Annotated in this window: 21 protein-coding genes; 12 read left to right on the forward strand and 9 right to left on the reverse strand. The window is 71.8% G+C overall.

Annotated elements, in window-relative coordinates:
- Positions 1–48: 48 nt before the first annotated feature.
- The 3 genes from IF00_RS0117790 to IF00_RS0117800 form a co-directional block, all read right to left on the reverse strand.
- On the reverse strand, positions 49–984 hold the full coding sequence (locus IF00_RS0117790; RefSeq protein WP_037638451.1) for an ornithine cyclodeaminase family protein: 936 nt from the start codon (positions 982–984) through the stop codon (positions 49–51).
- Positions 981–1,967: a proline racemase family protein gene (locus IF00_RS0117795; protein ID WP_030319174.1), complete on the reverse strand. Its 987-nt coding sequence runs from the start codon at positions 1,965–1,967 to the stop codon at positions 981–983. The genes IF00_RS0117790 and IF00_RS0117795 overlap by 4 nt, the downstream gene beginning before the upstream one ends.
- A gap of 83 nt (positions 1,968–2,050) precedes the next feature.
- The gene (locus IF00_RS0117800) at positions 2,051–4,393 is read right to left on the reverse strand and encodes a collagenase (RefSeq protein WP_245234553.1); all 2,343 of its coding nucleotides are present in this window, start codon (positions 4,391–4,393) and stop codon (positions 2,051–2,053) included.
- A gap of 274 nt (positions 4,394–4,667) precedes the next feature.
- Between IF00_RS0117800 and IF00_RS46455 the strand changes: the two genes are divergently transcribed.
- On the forward strand, positions 4,668–5,240 hold the full coding sequence (locus IF00_RS46455; RefSeq protein ID WP_030319177.1) for a hypothetical protein: 573 nt from the start codon (positions 4,668–4,670) through the stop codon (positions 5,238–5,240).
- On the opposite strand, the gene IF00_RS46990 is transcribed toward IF00_RS46455, so the two are convergent.
- Positions 5,160–6,179: a hypothetical protein gene (locus tag IF00_RS46990; RefSeq protein ID WP_167346866.1), complete on the reverse strand. Its 1,020-nt coding sequence runs from the start codon at positions 6,177–6,179 to the stop codon at positions 5,160–5,162. The genes IF00_RS46455 and IF00_RS46990 overlap by 81 nt on opposite strands.
- Before the next feature lie 18 nt (positions 6,180–6,197).
- Here IF00_RS46990 and IF00_RS48040 point away from each other — a divergent pair, with 18 nt between their 5' ends.
- Positions 6,198–6,491, forward strand: coding sequence for a TetR family transcriptional regulator (locus tag IF00_RS48040; protein WP_425338333.1), 294 nt, complete (start codon positions 6,198–6,200; stop codon positions 6,489–6,491).
- A gap of 2 nt (positions 6,492–6,493) precedes the next feature.
- The gene (locus IF00_RS0117815) at positions 6,494–6,871 is read left to right on the forward strand and encodes a dihydrofolate reductase family protein (RefSeq protein WP_078944726.1); all 378 of its coding nucleotides are present in this window, start codon (positions 6,494–6,496) and stop codon (positions 6,869–6,871) included.
- Positions 6,872–7,001: 130 nt separating this feature from the next.
- Here the strand turns inward: IF00_RS0117815 and IF00_RS0117820 are convergent, their stop codons facing one another.
- Positions 7,002–8,402 (reverse strand): MFS transporter, encoded by a 1,401-nt coding sequence (locus tag IF00_RS0117820; RefSeq protein WP_051820364.1) that lies wholly within the window; start codon positions 8,400–8,402, stop codon positions 7,002–7,004.
- A gap of 93 nt (positions 8,403–8,495) precedes the next feature.
- Here IF00_RS0117820 and IF00_RS0117825 point away from each other — a divergent pair, with 93 nt between their 5' ends.
- Positions 8,496–9,074, forward strand: a complete 579-nt coding sequence (locus IF00_RS0117825) for a helix-turn-helix transcriptional regulator (protein WP_030319186.1) — start codon at positions 8,496–8,498, stop codon at positions 9,072–9,074.
- Between the two features lie 293 nt (positions 9,075–9,367).
- Positions 9,368–9,916: a rhodanese-like domain-containing protein gene (locus tag IF00_RS0117830; protein WP_030319188.1), complete on the forward strand. Its 549-nt coding sequence runs from the start codon at positions 9,368–9,370 to the stop codon at positions 9,914–9,916.
- 113 nt (positions 9,917–10,029) lie between these two features.
- Here IF00_RS0117830 and IF00_RS47655 read toward each other — a convergent pair whose 3' ends face one another.
- Complete coding sequence (locus IF00_RS47655) at positions 10,030–10,152, reverse strand: hypothetical protein (protein WP_280922621.1); 123 nt, start codon at positions 10,150–10,152, stop codon at positions 10,030–10,032.
- Between the two features lie 127 nt (positions 10,153–10,279).
- Here IF00_RS47655 and IF00_RS0117840 point away from each other — a divergent pair, with 127 nt between their 5' ends.
- The 5 genes from IF00_RS0117840 (at position 10,280) to IF00_RS0117860 (ending at position 13,914) form a co-directional block, all read left to right on the forward strand.
- Positions 10,280–10,891, forward strand: a complete 612-nt coding sequence (locus IF00_RS0117840; protein WP_030319191.1) for a histidine phosphatase family protein — start codon at positions 10,280–10,282, stop codon at positions 10,889–10,891.
- Between the two features lie 35 nt (positions 10,892–10,926).
- On the forward strand, positions 10,927–11,931 hold the full coding sequence (locus IF00_RS0117845) for a tellurite resistance/C4-dicarboxylate transporter family protein (RefSeq protein WP_078944727.1): 1,005 nt from the start codon (positions 10,927–10,929) through the stop codon (positions 11,929–11,931).
- A gap of 293 nt (positions 11,932–12,224) precedes the next feature.
- Entirely contained in the window at positions 12,225–12,878 is a 654-nt protein-coding gene (locus IF00_RS0117850; protein ID WP_030319195.1) for an HdeD family acid-resistance protein, read from the forward strand.
- An 89-nt stretch (positions 12,879–12,967) separates the two neighbouring features.
- Positions 12,968–13,456, forward strand: a complete 489-nt coding sequence (locus tag IF00_RS0117855; protein ID WP_037638453.1) for an SHOCT domain-containing protein — start codon at positions 12,968–12,970, stop codon at positions 13,454–13,456.
- 38 nt (positions 13,457–13,494) lie between these two features.
- Complete coding sequence (locus tag IF00_RS0117860) at positions 13,495–13,914, forward strand: DUF7144 family membrane protein (RefSeq protein ID WP_030319198.1); 420 nt, start codon at positions 13,495–13,497, stop codon at positions 13,912–13,914.
- Positions 13,915–13,940: 26 nt separating this feature from the next.
- On the opposite strand, the gene IF00_RS41325 is transcribed toward IF00_RS0117860, so the two are convergent.
- The gene (locus tag IF00_RS41325; protein ID WP_051820365.1) at positions 13,941–14,507 is read right to left on the reverse strand and encodes a DUF305 domain-containing protein; all 567 of its coding nucleotides are present in this window, start codon (positions 14,505–14,507) and stop codon (positions 13,941–13,943) included.
- Between the two features lie 40 nt (positions 14,508–14,547).
- Between IF00_RS41325 and IF00_RS0117870 the strand changes: the two genes are divergently transcribed.
- Together IF00_RS0117870 and IF00_RS0117875 are read left to right on the forward strand one after the other, a co-directional pair.
- Positions 14,548–15,093: a substrate-binding domain-containing protein gene (locus tag IF00_RS0117870; RefSeq protein ID WP_245234554.1), complete on the forward strand. Its 546-nt coding sequence runs from the start codon at positions 14,548–14,550 to the stop codon at positions 15,091–15,093.
- Between the two features lie 147 nt (positions 15,094–15,240).
- On the forward strand, positions 15,241–16,404 hold the full coding sequence (locus IF00_RS0117875; protein ID WP_030319202.1) for an esterase-like activity of phytase family protein: 1,164 nt from the start codon (positions 15,241–15,243) through the stop codon (positions 16,402–16,404).
- 103 nt (positions 16,405–16,507) lie between these two features.
- On the opposite strand, the gene IF00_RS0117880 is transcribed toward IF00_RS0117875, so the two are convergent.
- Both IF00_RS0117880 and IF00_RS47825 read right to left on the reverse strand, forming a co-directional pair.
- Entirely contained in the window at positions 16,508–16,888 is a 381-nt protein-coding gene (locus tag IF00_RS0117880; RefSeq protein WP_030319204.1) for a hypothetical protein, read from the reverse strand.
- A gap of 163 nt (positions 16,889–17,051) precedes the next feature.
- Positions 17,052–19,511, reverse strand: coding sequence for an ABC transporter substrate-binding protein (locus tag IF00_RS47825; protein WP_158710478.1), 2,460 nt, complete (start codon positions 19,509–19,511; stop codon positions 17,052–17,054).
- Positions 19,512–19,528: the final 17 nt, after the last annotated feature.

Genomic DNA, 19,528 nt, shown 5'->3' on the forward strand with positions numbered 1-19,528 from the left:
GTACGCCAACGCCCCGGTCCCGCGCGCGGGACCGGGGCACCGGTGTGTTCAGGACGAACGGGCCGCCTTGTACAGGGCGGTGGCGACGGCGAGGTCCTCCCAGGCCATGCCCACGCTCTTGAACAGGCGCGGACGCCCGGCCGGCGGTTCCGCGCGACCGGCCACCAGGTCGGCGAGGTCGCCCGCGATGTGGTCGGGCCCGATCGCCCCCTCGGAGACCGGGACGAGCAGGTCGCCCGCCTCCCGCAGCGCGGCGGACCGCGCCTCAACGTAGACCGCGGACCGGACCACGAGCGCGGTGTCGGTCTCACGGGCGGTCGGCTCGTGCGAACCGACGGCGACGACGGTGGCGCCGGGTGACACCAGGGTCCCGTCGAAGAGCGCTTCCCGGGCCGTGGTGCAGCAGACGACGAGGTCGGCCTCGGCCACCTCGTCGGGCTTACCGGTGCGGGCGAGAACACCGAGGGTCCGCGCGTACCCGGCGAGGGCGCGCCCGCCGACCGGTTCGCGGGCGACGACGACGGCCTCGGCGACCTCGCGGACGGCGAGGACGGCCTCCAGATGACCGTACGCCTGGGGGCCCGCCCCGAAGAGGACGAGGCGCAGGGGGCGGTCGGCCGGTGTGAGGGAGCGGACGGCGAGGGCGGAGACGGCCGGCGTACGCAGCTCGGTGAGCGCCGCTCCGTCGAGGAGGGCGAGCGGCCGGAGGTCGGCGCCGTCGAGCAGGAGGTAGGAGCCGGTGATGCGGGGCAGCCCGCGCACCGGGTTGCCGGGGGCGACTCCGGCGACCTTGACCCCGGCGAAGGAACCGAAGGCCGCGGGCATCAGGAGGAGTTCGCCGGCGGGGACGGGCACGGCCGTGCGGGGAGGTCCTGCGTCGGGGTCGAGTCCGGCCCGCAGGACGTCGGCGAGGACGTCGGTCACCGCCCCGGGCCCCATGAGACGGGCCATCGTCGCGGCGTCGAGGAAGAGGGGCGTGGTCACAGGAGGAATCCCGCTCCCAGCTCGTCGTCCGGGTCGAGGACGAAGGCGTGGGTGCCGGTGCGGTGGGTGGTTCCGCCGACCTCCGTGATCCCCGCGGCCAGGAGACGCCCCGTGAACACGGTCCCGACGACGGATTCGTGCCGCAGGGTGTCCCCGACGGCGAGACGCCCGTCGTCGCCGAGCAGGGCGAGGCGTGCGGAGGTGCCCGAGCCGCAGGGCGAGCGGTCGATCTGCCCGTCGGCGAAGACGGTGACGTTGCGCTGGTGGAGTCCGTCCGGGGTGTCCGGGAGCTCCTCGTACAGGATGACGCCGTACACGTCGTGTGCGGGGAGCGCTGCGCGGATCTCCCGTCCGGCGCGGACGAGTTCGGGCAGGGCAGGGACGGAGACGTCGAGGCCGAGGTCGCGGGCGGCGACGGAGACGTAGAGGGCGCCGGAGTGGGCGAGGTCGGCGTCGACGGTGCCGAGGGTGGTGGTCACCTTGACGTCGCGGGCGACGACGCGGGTCGGGACGTTGCGGAAGGTGACGCCGGTGGTGCGTCCGCCCGTGCGGTGCACGGAGGCGGTGACGCGACCGGAGGGCACGTCGATCCGTACGGAGACGTCGCCGTCGTCCGGAGCCGGGACACGCCCCGTGTCGACGGCCCAGGCGCCGAGGGCCATCGTGCCGTGGCCGCAGGCGGTGGAGTAGCCGTCCTTGTGCCAGAACAGCACGCCGAAGTGGGCGCCGTCGTCGTCGGGCGGCACGACGAAGCCGCCGTACATGCCCGCGTGTCCGCGTGGCTCCCGGGACAGCAGGCGGCGAAGGTCGTCGAGGGGGCCGGGGCGGGGGTCCGTGCCCGATCCGCCGGTCGTGAGGGCGGTGGCCCGGCGTTCGGCGACGGTGTCGCCGGGGATCGGGGGGAGGTCCTCGTCGACGATCCGGAAGGGTTCGCCGGCGGTGTGGTAGTCGGTGGTGCGGACCGTGTGCGGGGTGGTGCTCACGAAGTACGGCCTCCGGGAGGGGATTCAGGGATGTGCACCGGGCCGGCCCCTCCCCGTGGAGGGACCGGCCCGGACCGGGTGGGTCAGCTGCGGAGGGGGCCCTCACAGCTGAAGCTCGACGTGCCGGCGACCCTGGTGGACCAGATGTCGATCGGTCCGAAGGAGCAGTTCATGTCGGCCAGGTTGTTCGAGGCGGCGCCCGCGCGGTCGAGGATGAAGTAGTCGACCGTCTCGGACATGTCCTTGAAGTTCTGGTCGGCGCTGCCCGAGTTGGACAGGTTGGCGGTGATCCGGCCGGTGCAGAGGAACCGGCGCTTGCCGGGCTCGCCGTTCTCGACGCAGTCGGGGGTGTTGTAGGTGGCGGTGGCGAAGGTGGACTTCACCGTGGCCAGGGCCGCGTCGCGCAGCTGGGCGTTGGGGGTGAACGTGGTGTTGGGGACGAACAGCGTGTCGACCTGGGCGATCTGGGTGTCGAGGAAGCGGTCGTAGTCGCGCTGGAGGTTCGTGTCGGAGCCGAGGCGGGCGCGCCAGGCGTCGTACGCGGCGACGTCGTTGTTCCGCAGGTGGGTGTACATCTCGCGGATCAGGGAGGGCTTCTCGTTCCAGAGGAACTCGAAGAACGTTCCGGCGTAGTTGTAGAAGCGGAAGCCGTCGCCGGCGTAGGTGGCGTTGAGGATCTGCCGGAGGTTCATCCGGGGGCCGCCGCCCGCCGTGTCGTTGATGACGCCGCGGACCAGGGACTTGCGGACCTTGATGCCGTCGCTGCGGGTGGCGCCGTCGAAGAACTCGGCGGTGCCCTCGTCCATGAAGGTCGTGCGGTCGCCCTGGTACCAGGGGCCCTCGCCGAAGAAGCCGGGTACCGCGTAGCGGCCGTTGAGGTAGTGGGTGTACTCGTGGCGGAAGAGTTCTTCGAGCGTCAGCGACGAGTCCTGTGGGACTCGGCGCTGGTAGGTGTAGAAGGTGGCGCCGCGCTCGATGTAGATGCCGCCGTTGTTGGTGTCCATCCCGGTCAGGATGGGGTGGTAGTTCTCGTAGTCGGCCCGCGAGCCGTACAGGACGATGGTGAGGGTGGTGTTGGGGTCGCCGGCGAGCGGCGTCTCGGTGCCGACCACGCGGTGGAACTGCGCCTTGACCTGCTTGCTCGCGTAGTAGAGCTGGTCGACGGTGGCCCGGTCGAGGCCGGTGCGGACCTTGATCGCGCCGTTGTCGTAGGTGTACGTGTAGGGGAAGATCTGCGCTTCGATGTCCGCCTTGCAGACGCCGTACGGCTTGCACGCGTCGAAGTAGTTGAGCCAGGAGACGATTTTCGCCCACTGCTGGCTGCCGCGGCCGAAGGTGGTGACCACCTGGCCGAGCAGGCCGCCGAGTTCGGCGGTGATCGCCGTCCGCAGGCTGGGGATCTCGCCGAAACGGCCGTACTCTCCGAGGGCGTCGCGGGCGACCCAGTCGTTGGCGGTGCCCTTCAGGTGGCCGTACCCGGCGAAGGCCTTGAAGACGGCGCGGTACGCCGGGTCGGCGGCTGCCGCGGCCTGGAAGGCGGCGTCCTGGTTGCCCGGGTAGACGCCCAGGTAGTTGACGGAGAGCGCGGCGAGCGCGGCCCCCGCCCAGGACGGGTCGAGGTGGGTGGCGGTGTGCGAGGGGTCCATGGTGGCGAGGACCCGCTTGATCAGACCGAGCTGGTGCTGCCGGAGTCCGGGGGCGCTGGCCGCGTAGAGGGCTTCGCGCAGGGTGAGGGCGTTGCTCTTCGTGACGTCGAAGGTGCGGGCGGCGTTGCCGAAGTCGGCGACGGCCTGGTGGACGGCGTTCACGGTGGGCGCGTCGGTGGTGTCGATCTCGTCGCGGGAGTAGTCGTGGTACGCGACGGCGTGCAGGTAGGTGAACATCTCCTCCAGGTGGGAGGAGTTGCGGCCGTCGTGGGCGGCGGCCAGGCCGGATATCCGGCGGGCGACGGCCTGCACGTGGGCGTCGGACATGACGGGCGCGAGCCGGGCGTCCCAGGTCCAGATGAGTCCGCGCAGACAGTCGTCGGCGAGGACAGCGGGGTCGGCGAGGAAGTCGGCGAACTGCTCGGGGCCGAGCCCGGTGATCCCGTCGAGCGTGCAGGGAACGCCGGCGGCGGTCGTCTTGGTGCCGGCCGAGAAGGTCCGTGCGGCGGTGGCGGTGGCCGGGGCACGGCCGGGGACGCGCCCGGCCGCGAGGCTGCCGGGGGCGGGCGCGGGTCCGAAGGTCTTGCGGGGAGCGGTGGCGAGGCGCTCCACCTCGTCGAACGGGTTGGTTCCGTGGTCGGCCCGCGGCGCCGGAGCGCCGGTCGACGCGGCGGGGACAGCGGTGGTGCGGGCGTCCGTGTCGGCCGCGGAGGCCCCGGTCTGACCCGAGGAGGCCAGGAGGGTCACAGCGACGGCGGAGGTGAGCAGGGACGAACGCACACGTCTGTGGATGGACAACAGAACTCCATGAGTGGTGGGGGAACGTCAATGGGGATGTGACGAGAACTGTTGTGGTGCGCACGGTGTTTGACGAAGGTTCATCAAGCCGTGTGCGGTGTAACATAGTAATGTGAAATTGCACTGACAACCCCTCTGCGGCCATGAGTTACCCGAGGTTGCCGCCGGCCGGCCCGGCGGAGGAACCGATCCCCCGCATCCTGCGTGACCTCTTGACGTGGTGTCGGCTGGTGGCGAGGGAAGCGGAGACGACCGGATGCGGGCTCGAACGATGGTGAACGCGGCGGTGGCGGCCTGCGTGGCTCTGGTGGCGTGTGCGTGCGGTCCGGAGCAGACGAAGGAGGACGCGGGCGCGAAGCCTTCACCGCCGGCCGCGTCCGCATCCGGGTCGACGCGGGCCGAAGAGCCGCAGGCCACACCGACCGCGATCGCTCGGACCGGGAAGCCGTCGGCTGTCCCGACCGGCGAGCTGCCCTCCGCCAGGACGAAGGAGGGCGCGATCCGGCGCTACGAGCAGTACCTCCACGCCCTCGGCCACGAGGACATCGACACGGTCTGTGACGTGGCCGGGCCCGCCGCCGAGCAGGCGGAGAACCAGGGATTCGGCCCGTGCACGTCGACGTACACCGCCGTCTTCCAGATGATCTCGCCCGCGCAGAAGAAGGCCCTGCAGACCGCGACGGTCGACCCGCAGCGCGTCGCCGTCCGCACGCCCGGAAAGATCGAGATGCCGGTCGAGGCGGTCAGGTCATCCGCCACCTTCTCCGAGAGCGACCTCGGCAACTACACCCTGGAGTACCTCAGGGACGACTGGTACATCACCGACTGACCCCGAAGCCCGTCCTGCGCGGCCCCGCGCGCCGGGCCTGGCGAGGCGTCGGGCGCTACGCCCTGCCGAAGCGGCGCCAGAATCCGGAGCGCTTCTCCTGGGGTGCGCTCCCCGGGGGCGGACTTCCAGTGACCAGTCGCCCGCTCCTTCGACGACCCCCACGAGCAGGGGCCCCTCCGGCAGCGCGCGCGTGCCCTTCGGGCTCCGGCCGGACTCGCTCGCCAGGGCGACCGGGAACGGCGCGGGGGCATCGGGGCGACGCGGCTCGTACCCCCTGACCCGCAGGGACCCTGTCGCCTCCGCCGGACGCAGACGGGTGACCAGCTCACCGGCGGGCCCGGTGTGCAGCAGCACCTCGGAGCCCCTGCCGGTAGCCGCCTCGCCGAGCCGGCGCACCGTGGTCACGGGTCGGATCACGATCGTCCACTCGTCGTGGTCGTCGCAGCTGACGCGGAAGCGCAGCGGGTACAGGTTGTCGCACCACATCGCCCGCCGCTCGAACCGCTGGGAGGTGTCCGAGTCACCGAGGCCGCAGGCCTCCCTGCCGTTCCAGTCGATGGAGTCCAGGCCGAAGAAACCCTTGCCGGTCCGGGCGAATTCGACCAGGACATAGCCGGGCGGTGGGGTCGTGTCCATGGCGAACTTGGCACTGCCCCGGCCGCTCCAGACGATGTCGTCGAACTCCCCCCCGAGGATCCCCGCGGCGGCGACCGCCTCGGGCGACGGGGCCGGCGAGGGGACCACCGGGATCGCGCCCGGCCCACGGGACGGGGTCCGGGGCGAGCTCCGGACCGAAGGCCGGCTCGGGGCCCGGGCTCCGGTCTGCGCCTCGGGCGAGGCCTGCGCGAAGGCACGCGGTGCGTACGAGCCCGCGCCGTACGCCCCGGCCTCACCCTTCGTCAGCTCCGAGCCGCCGCCGCGCGGGCCATCGGCGCTCACGGGCCGGCCAAGCTCACACTGGCGCTCGTCGTCGCCGAGGCCGGAGTCGCCCCGGCGACGCTTTCGCAACGCTTCGGGTCGAAACGGGGCCTCCTCCTGGCGTTCGCCACGCAGGCCGCCGCGGGCGCGGCCGTCCCCTACGAGAGGGCGCGGGCCGCACACGACTCACCCCTCGTGGCGCTGCACGCCGTCGCCGACGAGTTCGTCGGCCACATGTCGCCCGCTGAGGAGATGGCGAATCACCTCAGCATGCTCCAACTCGACCTTTCGGACCTGGCTTCTTCGAGTTCCTCGACTCGATCGACACCGTGATCATGGGCCGGAACACCCACGACAAGGTCATCGGCTTCGGCGAGGAGAACTGGCACTACGGCGAACGTCACGTCGGCGTCCTGAGCACGACCCTCCCCGAGGACGCCGACCCGCGCATCACCGTCTACCGGGACATCGACAGCCTCGTCGCCGACCTCGACAAGCGCGGGAGCGAGCACGTCTACCCCGACGGCGGACGTCTCGTCCAGAGCTTCATCCACGCCGGACGCGTCGACAGGTTCGTCATCAGCGTCGCCCCCGTCCTGAACGGCGCCGGCCACCGGCTCTTCGGAGAGCTGGTGCAGGACGTCCCGCTGCGCCTGGACTCGGTGGCCGACATCGGCGGTTTCGCTCAACTGCGCTACACCGTGGAGAAGTAGTGACGCCGCGGGGACGACCGACCGCGCGCCGCGAGACCGGGCGGGGAGAGAGGGGAGGTGCCATGACCGTACGGGCCACCGCGATCACGGAGCCTCCGAAGGCCCAGGGGGCCGAACCCCTGGAGGCGGCCTAGCGCGAACGGGCAGGTCGGGAATCTGCGGTGCGGGCCGCGAGGAAGAGGAAGAGTCCGCACCCCGACACGAGCAGCCAGCCCGGACGGGTCGCGGCGGCGAGGTCGGCATGGCCCACACCCGCGACCAGGCCGCCGGCGACGGCGATGCCGACCGCCGCGCCGACCTGGCGCGCGGTGGAGGTGATCGCCCCCGCCACTCCGGCCCGGGACGGCGGCAGTCCGCTGACCGCGGTGTTGGTCAGGGGGGCGTTGGCGAAGCCGAACCCGGTGCCGATCAGCAGGAAGGCGAGGAGGATCGACGACGCGCTCGTGTCCCGGTCCAGGTTCACCAGGCACAGGCCGCCGGTCGTGATGAACCCGCCCGCGAGGATCAGTGGACGCCGGGGCCCGAAGCGCCCCACCAGGGCGCCGGACCAGGGTGCGCACAGAGTGGCCCCGAGAGCCATGGGAAGGGTCACGGCGCCGGTCTCCAGCGCTGTCCAGCCACGGACGTGATGGAGGTAGAGGGTGTTGAGCAGCAGGGTCGCGTTCAGCGCGACGAACACCGCCGTCGCGCCCAGGACCGCCGTGACGAACGGCGCACGGCGGAAGAGCCCGAGCTCCGTCAGGGGCTCCTCTCGGCGCCGCTCGACCAGGACGAAGCCGGCCGCGGCAGCCGCGGTGCCGACGTAACCGACGAGGGCCGCGGTCGATGTCCAGCCGAGGTGGGGTCCTTCGATGAGGACGCCGACGAAGAGACAGAGGAGCACGGTCAGCAGTACCTGGCCGGGCAGGTCGAGGCGTCGGGTGCGCTCGCCCCGGGACTCCGGCACGAACACGGCGACCAGGACGAGAGCGGCCACGACCACCGGCACGTTGATCCAGAACACCGAGCGCCAGCCGAACGCGGCGATGAGCGCCCCGCCGGTGACCGGGCCCGCCGCCATGCTGAGCCCGAACACCGAGGCCCACACCCCGATCGCGCGTGCCCGTTCCCGCGGGTCGGGCATGGCGTTGACCACGATCGCCAGGGCCACCGGGCTCAGCATCGAGGCCCCGATCCCCTGGACGGCACGGGCGGCGACGAGTGCGCCGACGGATGGGGCGAGGGCGCAGGCGAGCGAGGCCAGGCCGAAGACGATCAGCCCGCACCGGAACACCCGGCGGCGCCCGAGGCGATCCGCGAGGGCGCCCGAGACGACGAGCAGACTGGCCATCACCACGGTGTAGGCGTCGACGACCCATGCGAGGCCGCGGGTGCCCACATCGAGGCCCCGCCCGATCTCGGGCAGCCCCACGTTGACGATGGTGGTGTCGACACCGACCAGGAACATGCTGAGCGCGCAGACCGCAAGCACCGTCCAGCGCTTGCGGGGGCTCGGCGGGGAGGGCGGAGCGGCCAGGGATTTCGTGAGCACGGTGGGACCCTTCGACGAGATCGGACGCCGCCCACACTCCGGCGAGCCGGGGGCCGCGGACCATGAAATTTGCGGAGACCGCAAAATGGCGGCATGGACGCCGAACTCTCCGAACTCCTCGACGGCATCGGGCCACGGCTGCGCGCGCTGCGGCTCGACCGCGGCCTCACCCTCGAAGTCCTCGCGCAGGACACCGGGATCTCCGTGAGCACGTTGTCCCGCCTGGAGTCGGGCCTTCGGCGTCCGACGCTCGACCTCCTGGTCCCGCTCGCAAGGGCCCACCGCGTCGCCCTCGACCAGCTGGTGGCGGCCCCGGCGACCGGCGATCCGCGGGTCCATCTGAGACCGCGGAGCCGGGGGAACGGGAGCGTCCTGGTCCCCTTGACGCAGTACCCGGGCCGGGTCCAGGTCTTCAAGCAGGTCCTCGCGCACCGCGAACCTCGGCTGGTGACCCACGCGGGGTACGAATGGCTCTACGTGCTCGCCGGGGAGCTCCGCCTCGTCCTCGGAGAACGCGAGGTCGTCCTCCGGCCGGGCGAGGTCGCCGAGTTCGACACCGGCGAACCGCACTGGTTCGGCCCGGCCGGCCGTGAAGCGGTGGAGATCCTGCACTTGTTCGGCCCCCGAGGGGACCAGGCCGTCGTACGCACCGGCCCGACGACGGACGGCTGAGCAAGGCTGCCTCGGTCGGCGGAGGGGCCCGGTCCCCATGCTTCAGGATCGCCCCGCCGCTCCCCCGGAGACACGTAGGTGCCCGGCCCGAAGCGCCTCCCGGTGAGCCTGAGCAGCCCGCGGGCGTGCGGCACGGCGCGGCATGTTGCCGCGGTGTGGCGGAGTCATGGCGGGCTCGTGGCAGCGGTGCCTGTCGTCCTGTACGGGTGGCGACGCACGTCTAGCATCCGGGGAACGGCTCCGCCGCTGCCGGTGTGGGGTCGTACCCGGTCGCTGCCAAGGGCAGGTTCGTCATGAGTTCATCCCGCACCCTCACCGTCGGCGAAGCAGAGGCTCGGCTGTCCGAGCTGAGCGTGATCGACGTCCGCACCCCGGGCGAGTTCGCGTCCGGCCGTCTGCCCGGCGCCGTCAACGTCCCTCTGGAACGCATCGAGGACAGGGTGCCCGACCTGCGGGACGCCACCACGAGCAGGCCGCTCCTGTTGGTGTGCGCCTCCGGCGCCCGCTCCGAGAAGGCCGTCGCGGCGCTCGCCTCCCACGGCGTCGCCGCGGCGAGTCTCACGGGCGGCACCCGGGGCTGGGCCTCGGCCGGCCACCCGCTCGAGTACCCGCCGGGGCCCGTACGGAAGGTCTGGGGGATGGAGCGTCAGGTGCGCTTCACCGCAGGGGTCCTGGTCCTGCTCGGCCTGGTTCTCGGGCTGGTCGTCCATCCTGCGTTCCAGGTGCTCTCGGCGGGGATCGCCGGAGGTCTGGTGTTCTCGGCGCTCACCGACACCTGCGGTATGGCGGTGGTCCTGGGCCGGCTCCCCTTCAACCGGCGCGGCGCGGCATCCCACAGCTGACGCGTGCCGCCGCTTCCCGCGTGGTCACTGCCGTGCGCGCGGGTCCGGCGGATCAGGGTGACGGTTCTCGGGGCCGATCCGGTCGAACCGGCGGAGTGCTCCGGCGCCGGCCGTCACGAACCGGCTGCGGACCCGGTGAGCCGGCCGATGACGAACGAAAGGCTGCCGCCGGTCCGCCGCACGCCGAGGGACTGGAGCAGGGCTGAGGCCCACGCCTTCTTCATCCTCTTCGTCATCCTCTTCGTCATCCTCAAGTGCGTGACAGAGACCGAGGCCGCACGCTGGAGAGCGTGACCTGACCCCCGGCCGCCCCACGCCGCCGAAGGCCCACGTCGTCGTGTCCCCGAAAGGAGCACCGCTTCCATGAGCGACCTCATCCTGATCCGGCACGGCGAGACACAGTGGAGCGCCACCGGGCGACACACCGGCCGCACCGATCTGCCGCTCACGCCGGAGGGCGAGGGTGAGGCACGCACGCTCGCCCCGTACTTCGAGGGCCGCTCCCCTTCCTTCGTCCTCACCAGTCCCTTGCGGCGGGCCCGGCACACGGCGGAACTGGCCGGGCTGCGGGGTGCGGTGACGGACGAGGACCTGTGCGAGTGGGACTACGGCGGGTACGAGGGACTGACCACGGCCCGCATCCACGAGACCCGGCCGGACTGGTCGCTGTGGAACGACGGCGTACCCCCGCACGCCGACGGGCGGCAGGGCGAGTCCGCCGAGGACGTGGGGCGACGGGCCGACCGGGTGCTGGCGCGCGTCGTGCCGCTCCTCGCCGGCTCGCAGGAGGACGGCGTGGTCGTCGCTCATGCTCATCTGCTGCGTGTCCTCACCGCCCGCTACCTCGGCCTGCCGGCGTCCGAGGGGCGGCTCTTCCTCCTGCGGACGGCGACGCTGGGCAGGTTGTCCACGGAGCACGGGCTGCCGGTGGTGGCGGGCTGGAACCAGCGCCCGCTCCCCCCTGCCCGCGCGTGAGACGGACACGGCCATGAGCGACGCAATGGGGCGCGATGCACGAGCGTGAGCACGTCGTGAACCGGTACGCCGGGCACGGGGCAGCGTGGCCGCCGGTGGCCGGTGCGGCGGTGATGGCCACCGGCATCCTGTCGGTCGGTCTGAGTCTGACCGGCTTCGAGGTGGTCTCTGTCGTGGCGCTGTGGTTGGCCACGGCGCTGTGGCTGCTCCTGGCGTTCGGCTTCTCGGCCCTGCTCCTGGGGGACCGGCGCCGCTGGGAGGCGACCGCCGACACCCCGCCCGCGCTCACCGCGGTAGCCGCCACGACGGTGCTCGGCGTCCGGTTCGAGCTCCTCGGCCTCACTCCGGTGGCCGTGTCACTCCTGGTGCTCGCCGCGGTGGTGTGGCCCGTGATGCTGATCGCCGTCCTCCGACACCTGCCCCGACAGGCACCGGGAGCCGTGTTCCTCATCTGTGTGGCCACCCAAGGGCTCGCGGTGCTGTGTGCCCTCCTCGCGCCCGAGGCCGGTGACTGGCTCGCTCAGGTGGCTCTCGGCCTCTTCCTGCTGGGACTCGTGTGGTACGTCGACGCCCTGGCCCGCTTCGATCTCCGCCAGGTGGTGACCGGCGCGGGCGACCACTGGATCGCGGGCGGGGCCCTGGCGATCTCGGCGCTCGCCGGATCGAAGCTCCTCGCCTCGGGCGTCTGGTCGGGCGGCGCGGCCACGACGCTGCGGACGGCCACGCTCGTCCTGACGGCGCTCGATCTGGCCTGGTACGCGGTCCTGCTGGGCGGCGAGTTCGCCCGCCCGCGCCTCGCCTACGACGTCCGCCGTTGGGCGACGGTCTTCCCGCTCGGCATGACGGCCGTGGCGTCGCTGTCGGTCGCGGCAGCCACCGGAGTCGGGTGGCTGGACACGCTGGGCCGGGTGCTGCTGTGGATCACCGTCGCCGTGTGGCTTCCGACCTCCTACGGCTTCGCCCACTCGCTCATGGGGCACTCGCATGACCCTGCCTCCTCCGTCGGCGGCAACCGTCGACCGCCCCGGGCACGCCGGTGACGCTGACCACCGCAGCGGTCGTCGCGCCCAGGGCCGCCCTGTCCCTTCCTCACGAGGTGAGGCGGCGGACAGGCGCAGGGTGCACACTGGTCCTTGAGCCCCGCGGGGCTCCCGTTTCTGGCCCCTCCGAGAAGCGCTTCAAGCACTACGAGACCTCCGAGAAACCTCGGCAAGGCTCATCTGTACGGACTGCCGGCCCGCTCCTCGCTCGATCCGAGCGTCGTGGGACGTGGCGAATCCTGGAACTCTGCGGAGTTCCGGGACGATCCACCCGGGCGGCGGGAGGAGGACACATGGCAACGTCGCAGGGCTCCGAACCCCGTGCCGGACCGGAGGACAGCGTCGGCGGGGCAGCGCCCCCTCCCGCGGTCGACCCGGCGGACCAGTTGGCGCGTCTCGGCCGTTCGTGGGTCTGGCTCCTCGGAGCCGCCATGGCGACGCTCATCCCGGGCATCCTGGCGCTCGTGTGGCCGGATGTCACCCTGCACGTCCTGGCCGTGCTCATCGGGGTGTACCTGCTGCTGACCGGCGCCTTCCAGTTCGTGACCGTCTTCGGGCGCGGCAGCGACCGCGTGCCCGGTCTGATCGTGGCGGTCCTGTGTGTCCTGGGCGGGGTGCTGTGTCTGAGGAACCCGCTCCAGACGATCGCCGCGCTCTCGCTGATCGTCGGTGCCGTGTGGCTGGTGTCCGGAATCGTCACCCTCTACACGGCCATCGCCTCCAAGAGCATGCCGCACCGCGGCATCGTCATGGCCGTCGCGGCCCTCGGCATCGTCGCGGGAATCGTGGTGCTGGCGCTGCCGACGGAGTCGGCCCGGGCCCTGACCAGGCTGCTCGGTCTCTGGCTCGTCCTCCTCGGCCTGGCCGAGACGGCCGTCGCGCTGGCGTGGCGGTCGGCACTGCGCAGGCCGGGCGTCACCGGCCGCGACGCGCCGGGCCCCGTCTGACCGCCACGTCGCCGACGCAGCCTCGCGCCCGGCCTTCGGCGTGAGGCTCACGCAATCCGCCACGCACACGACCCGAGGTACGCCGCGGCATGCCCGGCGACCGCGGAATCGGAGGAATCGTGTACCTCGCATACGACTACCCGCTGCTCAACGTCTTCTGGACCATGTTCTGGTTCTTCCTCTGGATCCTCTGGTTCATCCTGCTCTTCCGGATCATCACCGACATCTTCCGGGACAAGGACATGAACGGATGGGGCAAGGCGGGCTGGCTCGCCTTCGTCATCCTGCTGCCCTTCCTCGGTGTCCTCGTCTACGTGATCGCCCGCGGCAAGCACATGGGCCGCCGCGAGATCGCCCAGGCCCGCGACCAGCAGCGCGAATTCGACGCCTACATTCGCGAGACCGCGTCCGGCGCCAAGCGACCCAGCAGCGCCGAGGAACTCACCCGGCTCGCCGAGCTCCGCTCCCGTGGAGACATCACGGACGAGGAGTTCGGCCGGGCGAAGGCGCTGATCCTGAACGACGACCGGCCGGCCGCGAGCCCCGAGCCCGGCGTTCCCCCCACCCCCGGACGCTGACCGCGCCCGACGATTCGACCGAGAAGCGAGGAATCGCGATGACCTCCACTCACTCCACACGGGCAGCGGACACGACGAGACAGGCCTGGGCCGGCGGACTGACCGTCTTCGCCGCCGTCATGCTCGGGATCACCGGCCTCGTCGGGATCTTCCGCGGCATCATGGCGATCGCAGAGGACGAAGTCTTCGTCAACACGCCCAACTACGTCTTCAAGTTCGACCTGACGTCATGGGGCTGGATACACCTCGTCCTCGGTGTCATCGCGGTCCTCGTGAGCTTCGGGCTGTACCGGACGTCCACATGGGCACGCGTGGCCGGCGTGGGCATAGCCGCCCTCGTCATCATCGCCAACTTCCTTTCCCTGCCCTACTATCCGGCCTGGTCGATCCTGATGGTCGCCATGTCGGGATTCGTCATCTGGGCACTGTGCGCGGTGAAGCGAGAAGAACTCCTCTGACGCAGGGCGAGGGCCGACCGATCCGGTCAGGGTGACGGTCGGGATGGGCCGCCGAGTCGGTCGAGTTCCTCCGTGGCACTCCTTTCGACGAGGGCGGCCAGGTCCTTCGCTTCGTTCGCCCCGCCAGAAGCCCGTTCGCTCGCGCAGAGCGTCCGGGACTGGGCGAAGTGGGCGCGGAGACTGCCGGTGAGGATCCGCTCGAATTCCCTGCCTGTCGCTCTCTTCGCCCTGGCGAGGGTGTCCAGGCTGACCATGCCCGGCATGTCGTACCCCTCGTGGGGGCGGGTGTCGGGAATCCCTGAGAGGTCCAGGAGTGCGCGCAGGCTCACCCCTTCCTGCTCCAGTCGCGTTCCGGCCCGGGCCGAGAGGTCCGCGAGGGCGGGATCTGCCGCGCGTGAGGGTGCCAGGGCGGTCAGGAGGTGGGCCCGCTCGCTCATGGGAATCATCAGCTGGATCCATGCGGTGTCGGTGGCGTTGAACGCCCCTGCCCGCGGCGGGCCGGTCACCGGCTGCGTGGTGCAGCCGGTGACCATGAGCGCCGCGAGCAGGGCCCACGCCATCCGCAGGGTCAGAAGGTGCCGGCGGAGTTGCACTTGGCGCTCTGCACGATGCAGTCCTTCACTCGGTGCCCCAGTGCCGCGTCGCACGTCCGCACCCCAGGTTCCCTACGCCAGCCTCGACAACATCGGCGGCGCCTCGCTCGCCGTACGGCATCTGCTGGAACGGGGCCGCCGCAGGATCGCCGCCGTCACCGGTCCGCTGGACCTGTTCGAGGCGCGCGAGCGGCTCGACGGGTATCGCGAAGCGCTTCGCGGCACCGGGCGCCGGCCGATCGTCGCGCTGGGCGACTTCACCCGCGCGTCGGGCGCCCAGGCGATGCAGCAGCTCCTGGAGGACGACCCCGCGCTGGACGCGGTGTTCGCGTGCAGCGACCTCATGGCGATCGGAGCACTGCGGGCCCTGCGCCAGGCGGGGCGCCGCGTCCCCGAGGACGTGGCCGTCGTCGGCTTCGACGACATCGAGGCTGCCGCGTACACCGCGCCGGCCCTCACCTCCGTGCGCAGTCCCATGGCCGACCAGGCCATCGCCACGGTTCACCTGCTCCTGGGTCTCATCGAGGGCGGCCCCAGGGATCCGGTCGTCATCCCGAACGAACTCGTGGTCCGCGAATCGACCTGACCGGCAGGCCTCTCACGCCGCGCTTCCCCGGCGAGGATCCGAGGATCCCTCAGCCACGCCCATCATCCGACAGTCGGTCCGGTCGACGGAAGGAACACTCGCCTGGGTGACTGCGGGGCAGGTGAGGGCCGGGACATGATCATCGGCATGAGTGCCTCTTTGATCCGCCGCGCGTGCGCCGCGGCCCTGCTCGTCACGTCCACCCTCGTCCCCGCCGTGGCCGCCGCACCCCAACCCGGCGCGCCCGCAGCGGAGTCGAAGCGTGCGCTGCAGGCCCGGCTGCTCGGCGAGAAGACCGTCCCGCACAAGCTCGACTTCCAGGGGACCACGGTCGGCGGCCTCTCCGGCATCGACCGCGACCGGTGCACCGGCGAGTACGTCCTCATCAGCGACGACCGGTCCTTCCTCCAGCCCGCGCGCTTCTACACCGCGAAGCTCGACGTCGACGCCGACGGCGTGCACGCCGTCGACTTCACCTCGACCCGCCCCCTCCTCCAGCCGGACGGCTCGGTCTATCCGTCCCCCGCCCTCGGCGACGGCAAGGCGATCGACCCCGAGGAGATCCGCGTCGACCCTCGCGACTGCCGCTACTGGTGGGGGCAGGAGGGCGACCGCCCCGCCGTCGCCGGGCCGCCGGTGATCCAGCCGTCCATCGAGATCTCCGACCCCGACGGCACCCACCACGGCCGGCTGAGGCTGCCGGAGAACTACATGATCACCGCCGAGCGCGGGCCGCGCCGGAACCAGGCCGTCGAGGCGCTGACCTTCAGCGCCCGCGGCACTGTCGTGACCAGCGCGATCGAGGGCCCCCTGCTCCAGGACGGCCCGGTGCCGGACCTGACGCACGGCGCGCTCGTCCGCGTCACGCGGCAGACCCGCGGCGGCCGGGTGCTCGGACAGTTCGCGTACCCCATCGAGAAGATCTTCGCCGAGTCCGACCCGACCAGCCCGTGGGGCCCCGATACCGGCGTACCGTCCCTCCTCGCCTTCCCGAACGACCCCGAGCGCTACCTCGTGCTCGAACGCACGTGGGTCGCCGGATCCGGGTACAAGATCCGCCGGTACGACACCACCACGCGGGGCGCCACCGACGTACGGGCCGTCGACTCCCTGGCCGGGCAGCCCGTCGTACCGATGCGGAAGAGGCTCGTCGCCGACTTCCACACCCTCGGCCTGTCCACCGTCGACAACACGGAAGGCATGACCTGGGGTCCCGCCCTGCCGTCCGGTGAACGAACCCTGATCCTCGTCAGCGACGACAACTTCGACAAGGAGGCGGTGACGCAGATCGTCGCGCTCGCGCTGCGCTGAACCTGAGCTTCCGGGCCCCCGGGGAGGGCGGTGACGCGCCGTACGTCACCACCCTCCCGGCGGGGACGGGAGCGCGCCGCCGGCCGCGGCACGGACGGACCGGTCAGGCGCCCTCGTCGAAACGGCCCGCCTCCACCTGGAGGGCCAAGGCCTGCAGCACCTCGGCGGAGGTGACGTCGGTCCTCCCCTCGTCGTGCGCCACGGCAAGACTGGTGAAGGCGAGGGTGAACCCCGAGACCATGGTGTACAGCGCGGGACCGAGCGCTGCGGCCAGGAGGTGGGCGACGTCCTGCGGAGCGGCGTCGGCGGGCACGCTGATGTGGGGCAGCATCTCGTTCAGCATCTGCGTGACCACACGCGGCTCGACCTCGGACGCGGCCTCGTAGGCCTCATCGCCCTCGCTCTCGTTCTCCACCGCCCTGCGGATCTCCTGAGCCTCCGTCAGGATGCCGATCACTCGCTTCAGAACCTCAGCTCGCTCCATTTCACGGAGCCTAGCCCCACGTCGGCAGACCTGGCCGTGCGGCGAGCAGTTCAGGCGGCGGTACGACCGTCCAGGACGCCGCGTACGGGCGACGGCAGCATCGCTCCGACACCGGGGAGCAGCAGGGCCGGACTGCCTCCGGCCCGGCTCGCTGCGGCGGCGGTCAGGGGGTGGCGGGGGTGCTCGGGGCGGCCTTCCAGCTCCCGTTGTCGACCACGTACACCGTCAGGCTGCGGTTGACCGTGTCGCCGTCCCCGTCAAAGGCGACACGACCGGTGACACCGTCGAAGGCCACACCGGAGACCGCCTGTGAGAGCTTCGCCCGGGCGTCGTCCGGGAGCGTGCCGCCGTTGACCGTCACGAGGGTCTTCACCGCCTCGATGAGGGCCCAGGTCGCGTCGTAGGCGTAGGGGCCGTACCAGCCGGGCGGGTCGGGATAGTTCGCCTTCCGGTACCGGGCGAGGAAGTCCCGTCCCGTCTCCGATTCCTCGGCGGGTACGCCGATCTGGGTTGCGAGGTCACCCTCGGCCTGCGGGTTTTGCGTGAGGTACTGCTGGTCGAAGATGCCGTCGCCGCCCATCAGGGGGACGTTCACCCCCGCCTGCTTGAGCTGCTGGGACAGGGGCGCCGCGGTGTCGTGATAGCCGCCGAAGTAGACGGCGTCGGCGCCCGAGGACCGTACTCTGACGGCGAGGCCCGCGAAGGCGCGTTCCGCGGGGTCGACCTGCTCGGTGCCGACGACGGTCCCGCCGAGTCTCGTGAACTCGGCCGTGAGACCGGCGGTGAGCGCGGTGCCGTGGGCGCTCGTGTCGTCGATGACGTAGAGCTTGGTCTTCTTCGCCTCGTACAGGTGTCGGGCGCCGAACGGCCCCTGATCGACGTCCGTGGCGATGGTGCGGAAGTAGGTGGAGTGGGGACGGGACCTGTGGCCCGCGGACCAGTCGGGGCCCAGGGTCAGGGTGGGGTCGGTGTTACCGGGTGACACGTTGACCAGGTCCGCTCGCGCGAGCGATGGCACCAGCGTGCGGGCGACAGCCGAGTTGAGCGGACCGACGACCCCCAGTACCTTCTCGTCGGCCACGAACCGGGTGGCGTTGGAGGCGCCCTTGGAGGGATCGGCCGCGTCGTCCAGGGGCTTGATCTCGAACGTCACGCCGGGGACGTGGCGGGACTCGTTGGCGGTTCTGACCGCCAGGTCGGCGGAGTTCCTGATGCCGAGGCCCATCGATGACAGTCCGCCGCTCAGGGGCGCGTCCACCCCGATCACCACGCTGACGGTGGGGTTCTTCGCCCCGCTGCCGCCGGTTCCTCCGTGGGCGGCGTCCTCGTCACGGGCGAGGGCCCAGGTCAGGAGGGAGCCCGAGGCGAGCACCGCCAGAGCGGTGCCCAGGATCGCGGAACGCCGGGTGAGGCCACGCCCCTGGGCCGGCGTCGGCCGTCGGTGTGCGGAGTCCGCTGTCGAATCGAGCGTGACCGGGTTCTCGCTCGGGGGTACGGGCACGTGCGGGGTGGTCGGGCGGTCCGGCACGGGACCGCGGGGCGTGCCGGCTGCGGACCCGGAGTCCGGGACCGTGGGGGTCGGTGGTGGCGGGGTCGGTGAGGGCGCCTGCCGCGGCATCGTCGGGGCGGACGCGTTCTCCGGGGCCGCGTCCGGTGACAGTGGCGGTACGGGTGTCGGTGCAGGCTCGGGCACAGGGGTCACCCGCGGATCGGGCCGGTGGGCGGGCGTGGGCGCGAGGTCGGGTTCGGGGGCGTGTTCGCGCGCCGGACCGTGCTCGGCCGATACGTCGGGACCGGCCGAGGACCGCAACACCGACGCGAGCATCTCGGCCGCTTCCGAGGCGCTCACGCGCTGAGCCGGATCCTTGGTGAGGAGCGCGTCCAGCACGGGCTTCAGCGGGCCGGCATGGACCGGCGACCGGTGCGGGCTGGTGAACACGGCCACGGCGAGGGCGTGGAGCCCGTCCGCCTCGAACGGCGGGTGTCCCTCGACGGCGTGGTACAGGGTCGCGCCGAGGGCCCACAGATCGTTGGCCGGAGTCGGGCGCTTGCCGTCCAGCTGCTCCGGCGACATGTACTGCGGGGTGCCGATCACGATGCCGCTGTGACTCAGCTTCGTCGTGGCGTCGGCGAGGTGGGCGATGCCGAAGTCGGTCAGGACGACACGGTCCTTGGTCAGCAGCACATTGTCCGGCTTGATGTCGCGATGGATGATGCGCGCCCGGTGCGCCTCGGCCAACGCGTCGAGCATGGCGGCGCCGATCTCGGCGACCCGCCGTACGGGCAGTCTGCCGCTGCTCCGGATGGCACCGGCCAGGGACTGCCCACGGATCAACTCCATGATGATGACGGGGGCTCCGTGATGCTCCACGACGTCATGGACGGTGATGACGCCGGGGTGGCTGAGAGTGACCGCTGCGCGGGCCTCGCCGGTGAACCGCCGGAGCAGCACGGCCCGGTCGTCGTCGTCCATGCCCGGCGGGAACAGGATCTCCTTCACGGCGACCTCGCGCCCGAAGAGCTGCTGGTCGAGGCCACGCCACACTCGGCCCATGCCACCCTGGCCGATGCGTTCGACCAGCTGGTAGCGGCCGGCGATGAGTTCGGGATTCTGCTCGGTCACGCGCACACTCTAGGTCT

The organism is Streptomyces flavochromogenes (assembly GCF_000717595.1).
Taxonomy (GTDB): Bacteria; Actinomycetota; Actinomycetes; order Streptomycetales; family Streptomycetaceae; genus Streptomyces; species Streptomyces flavochromogenes.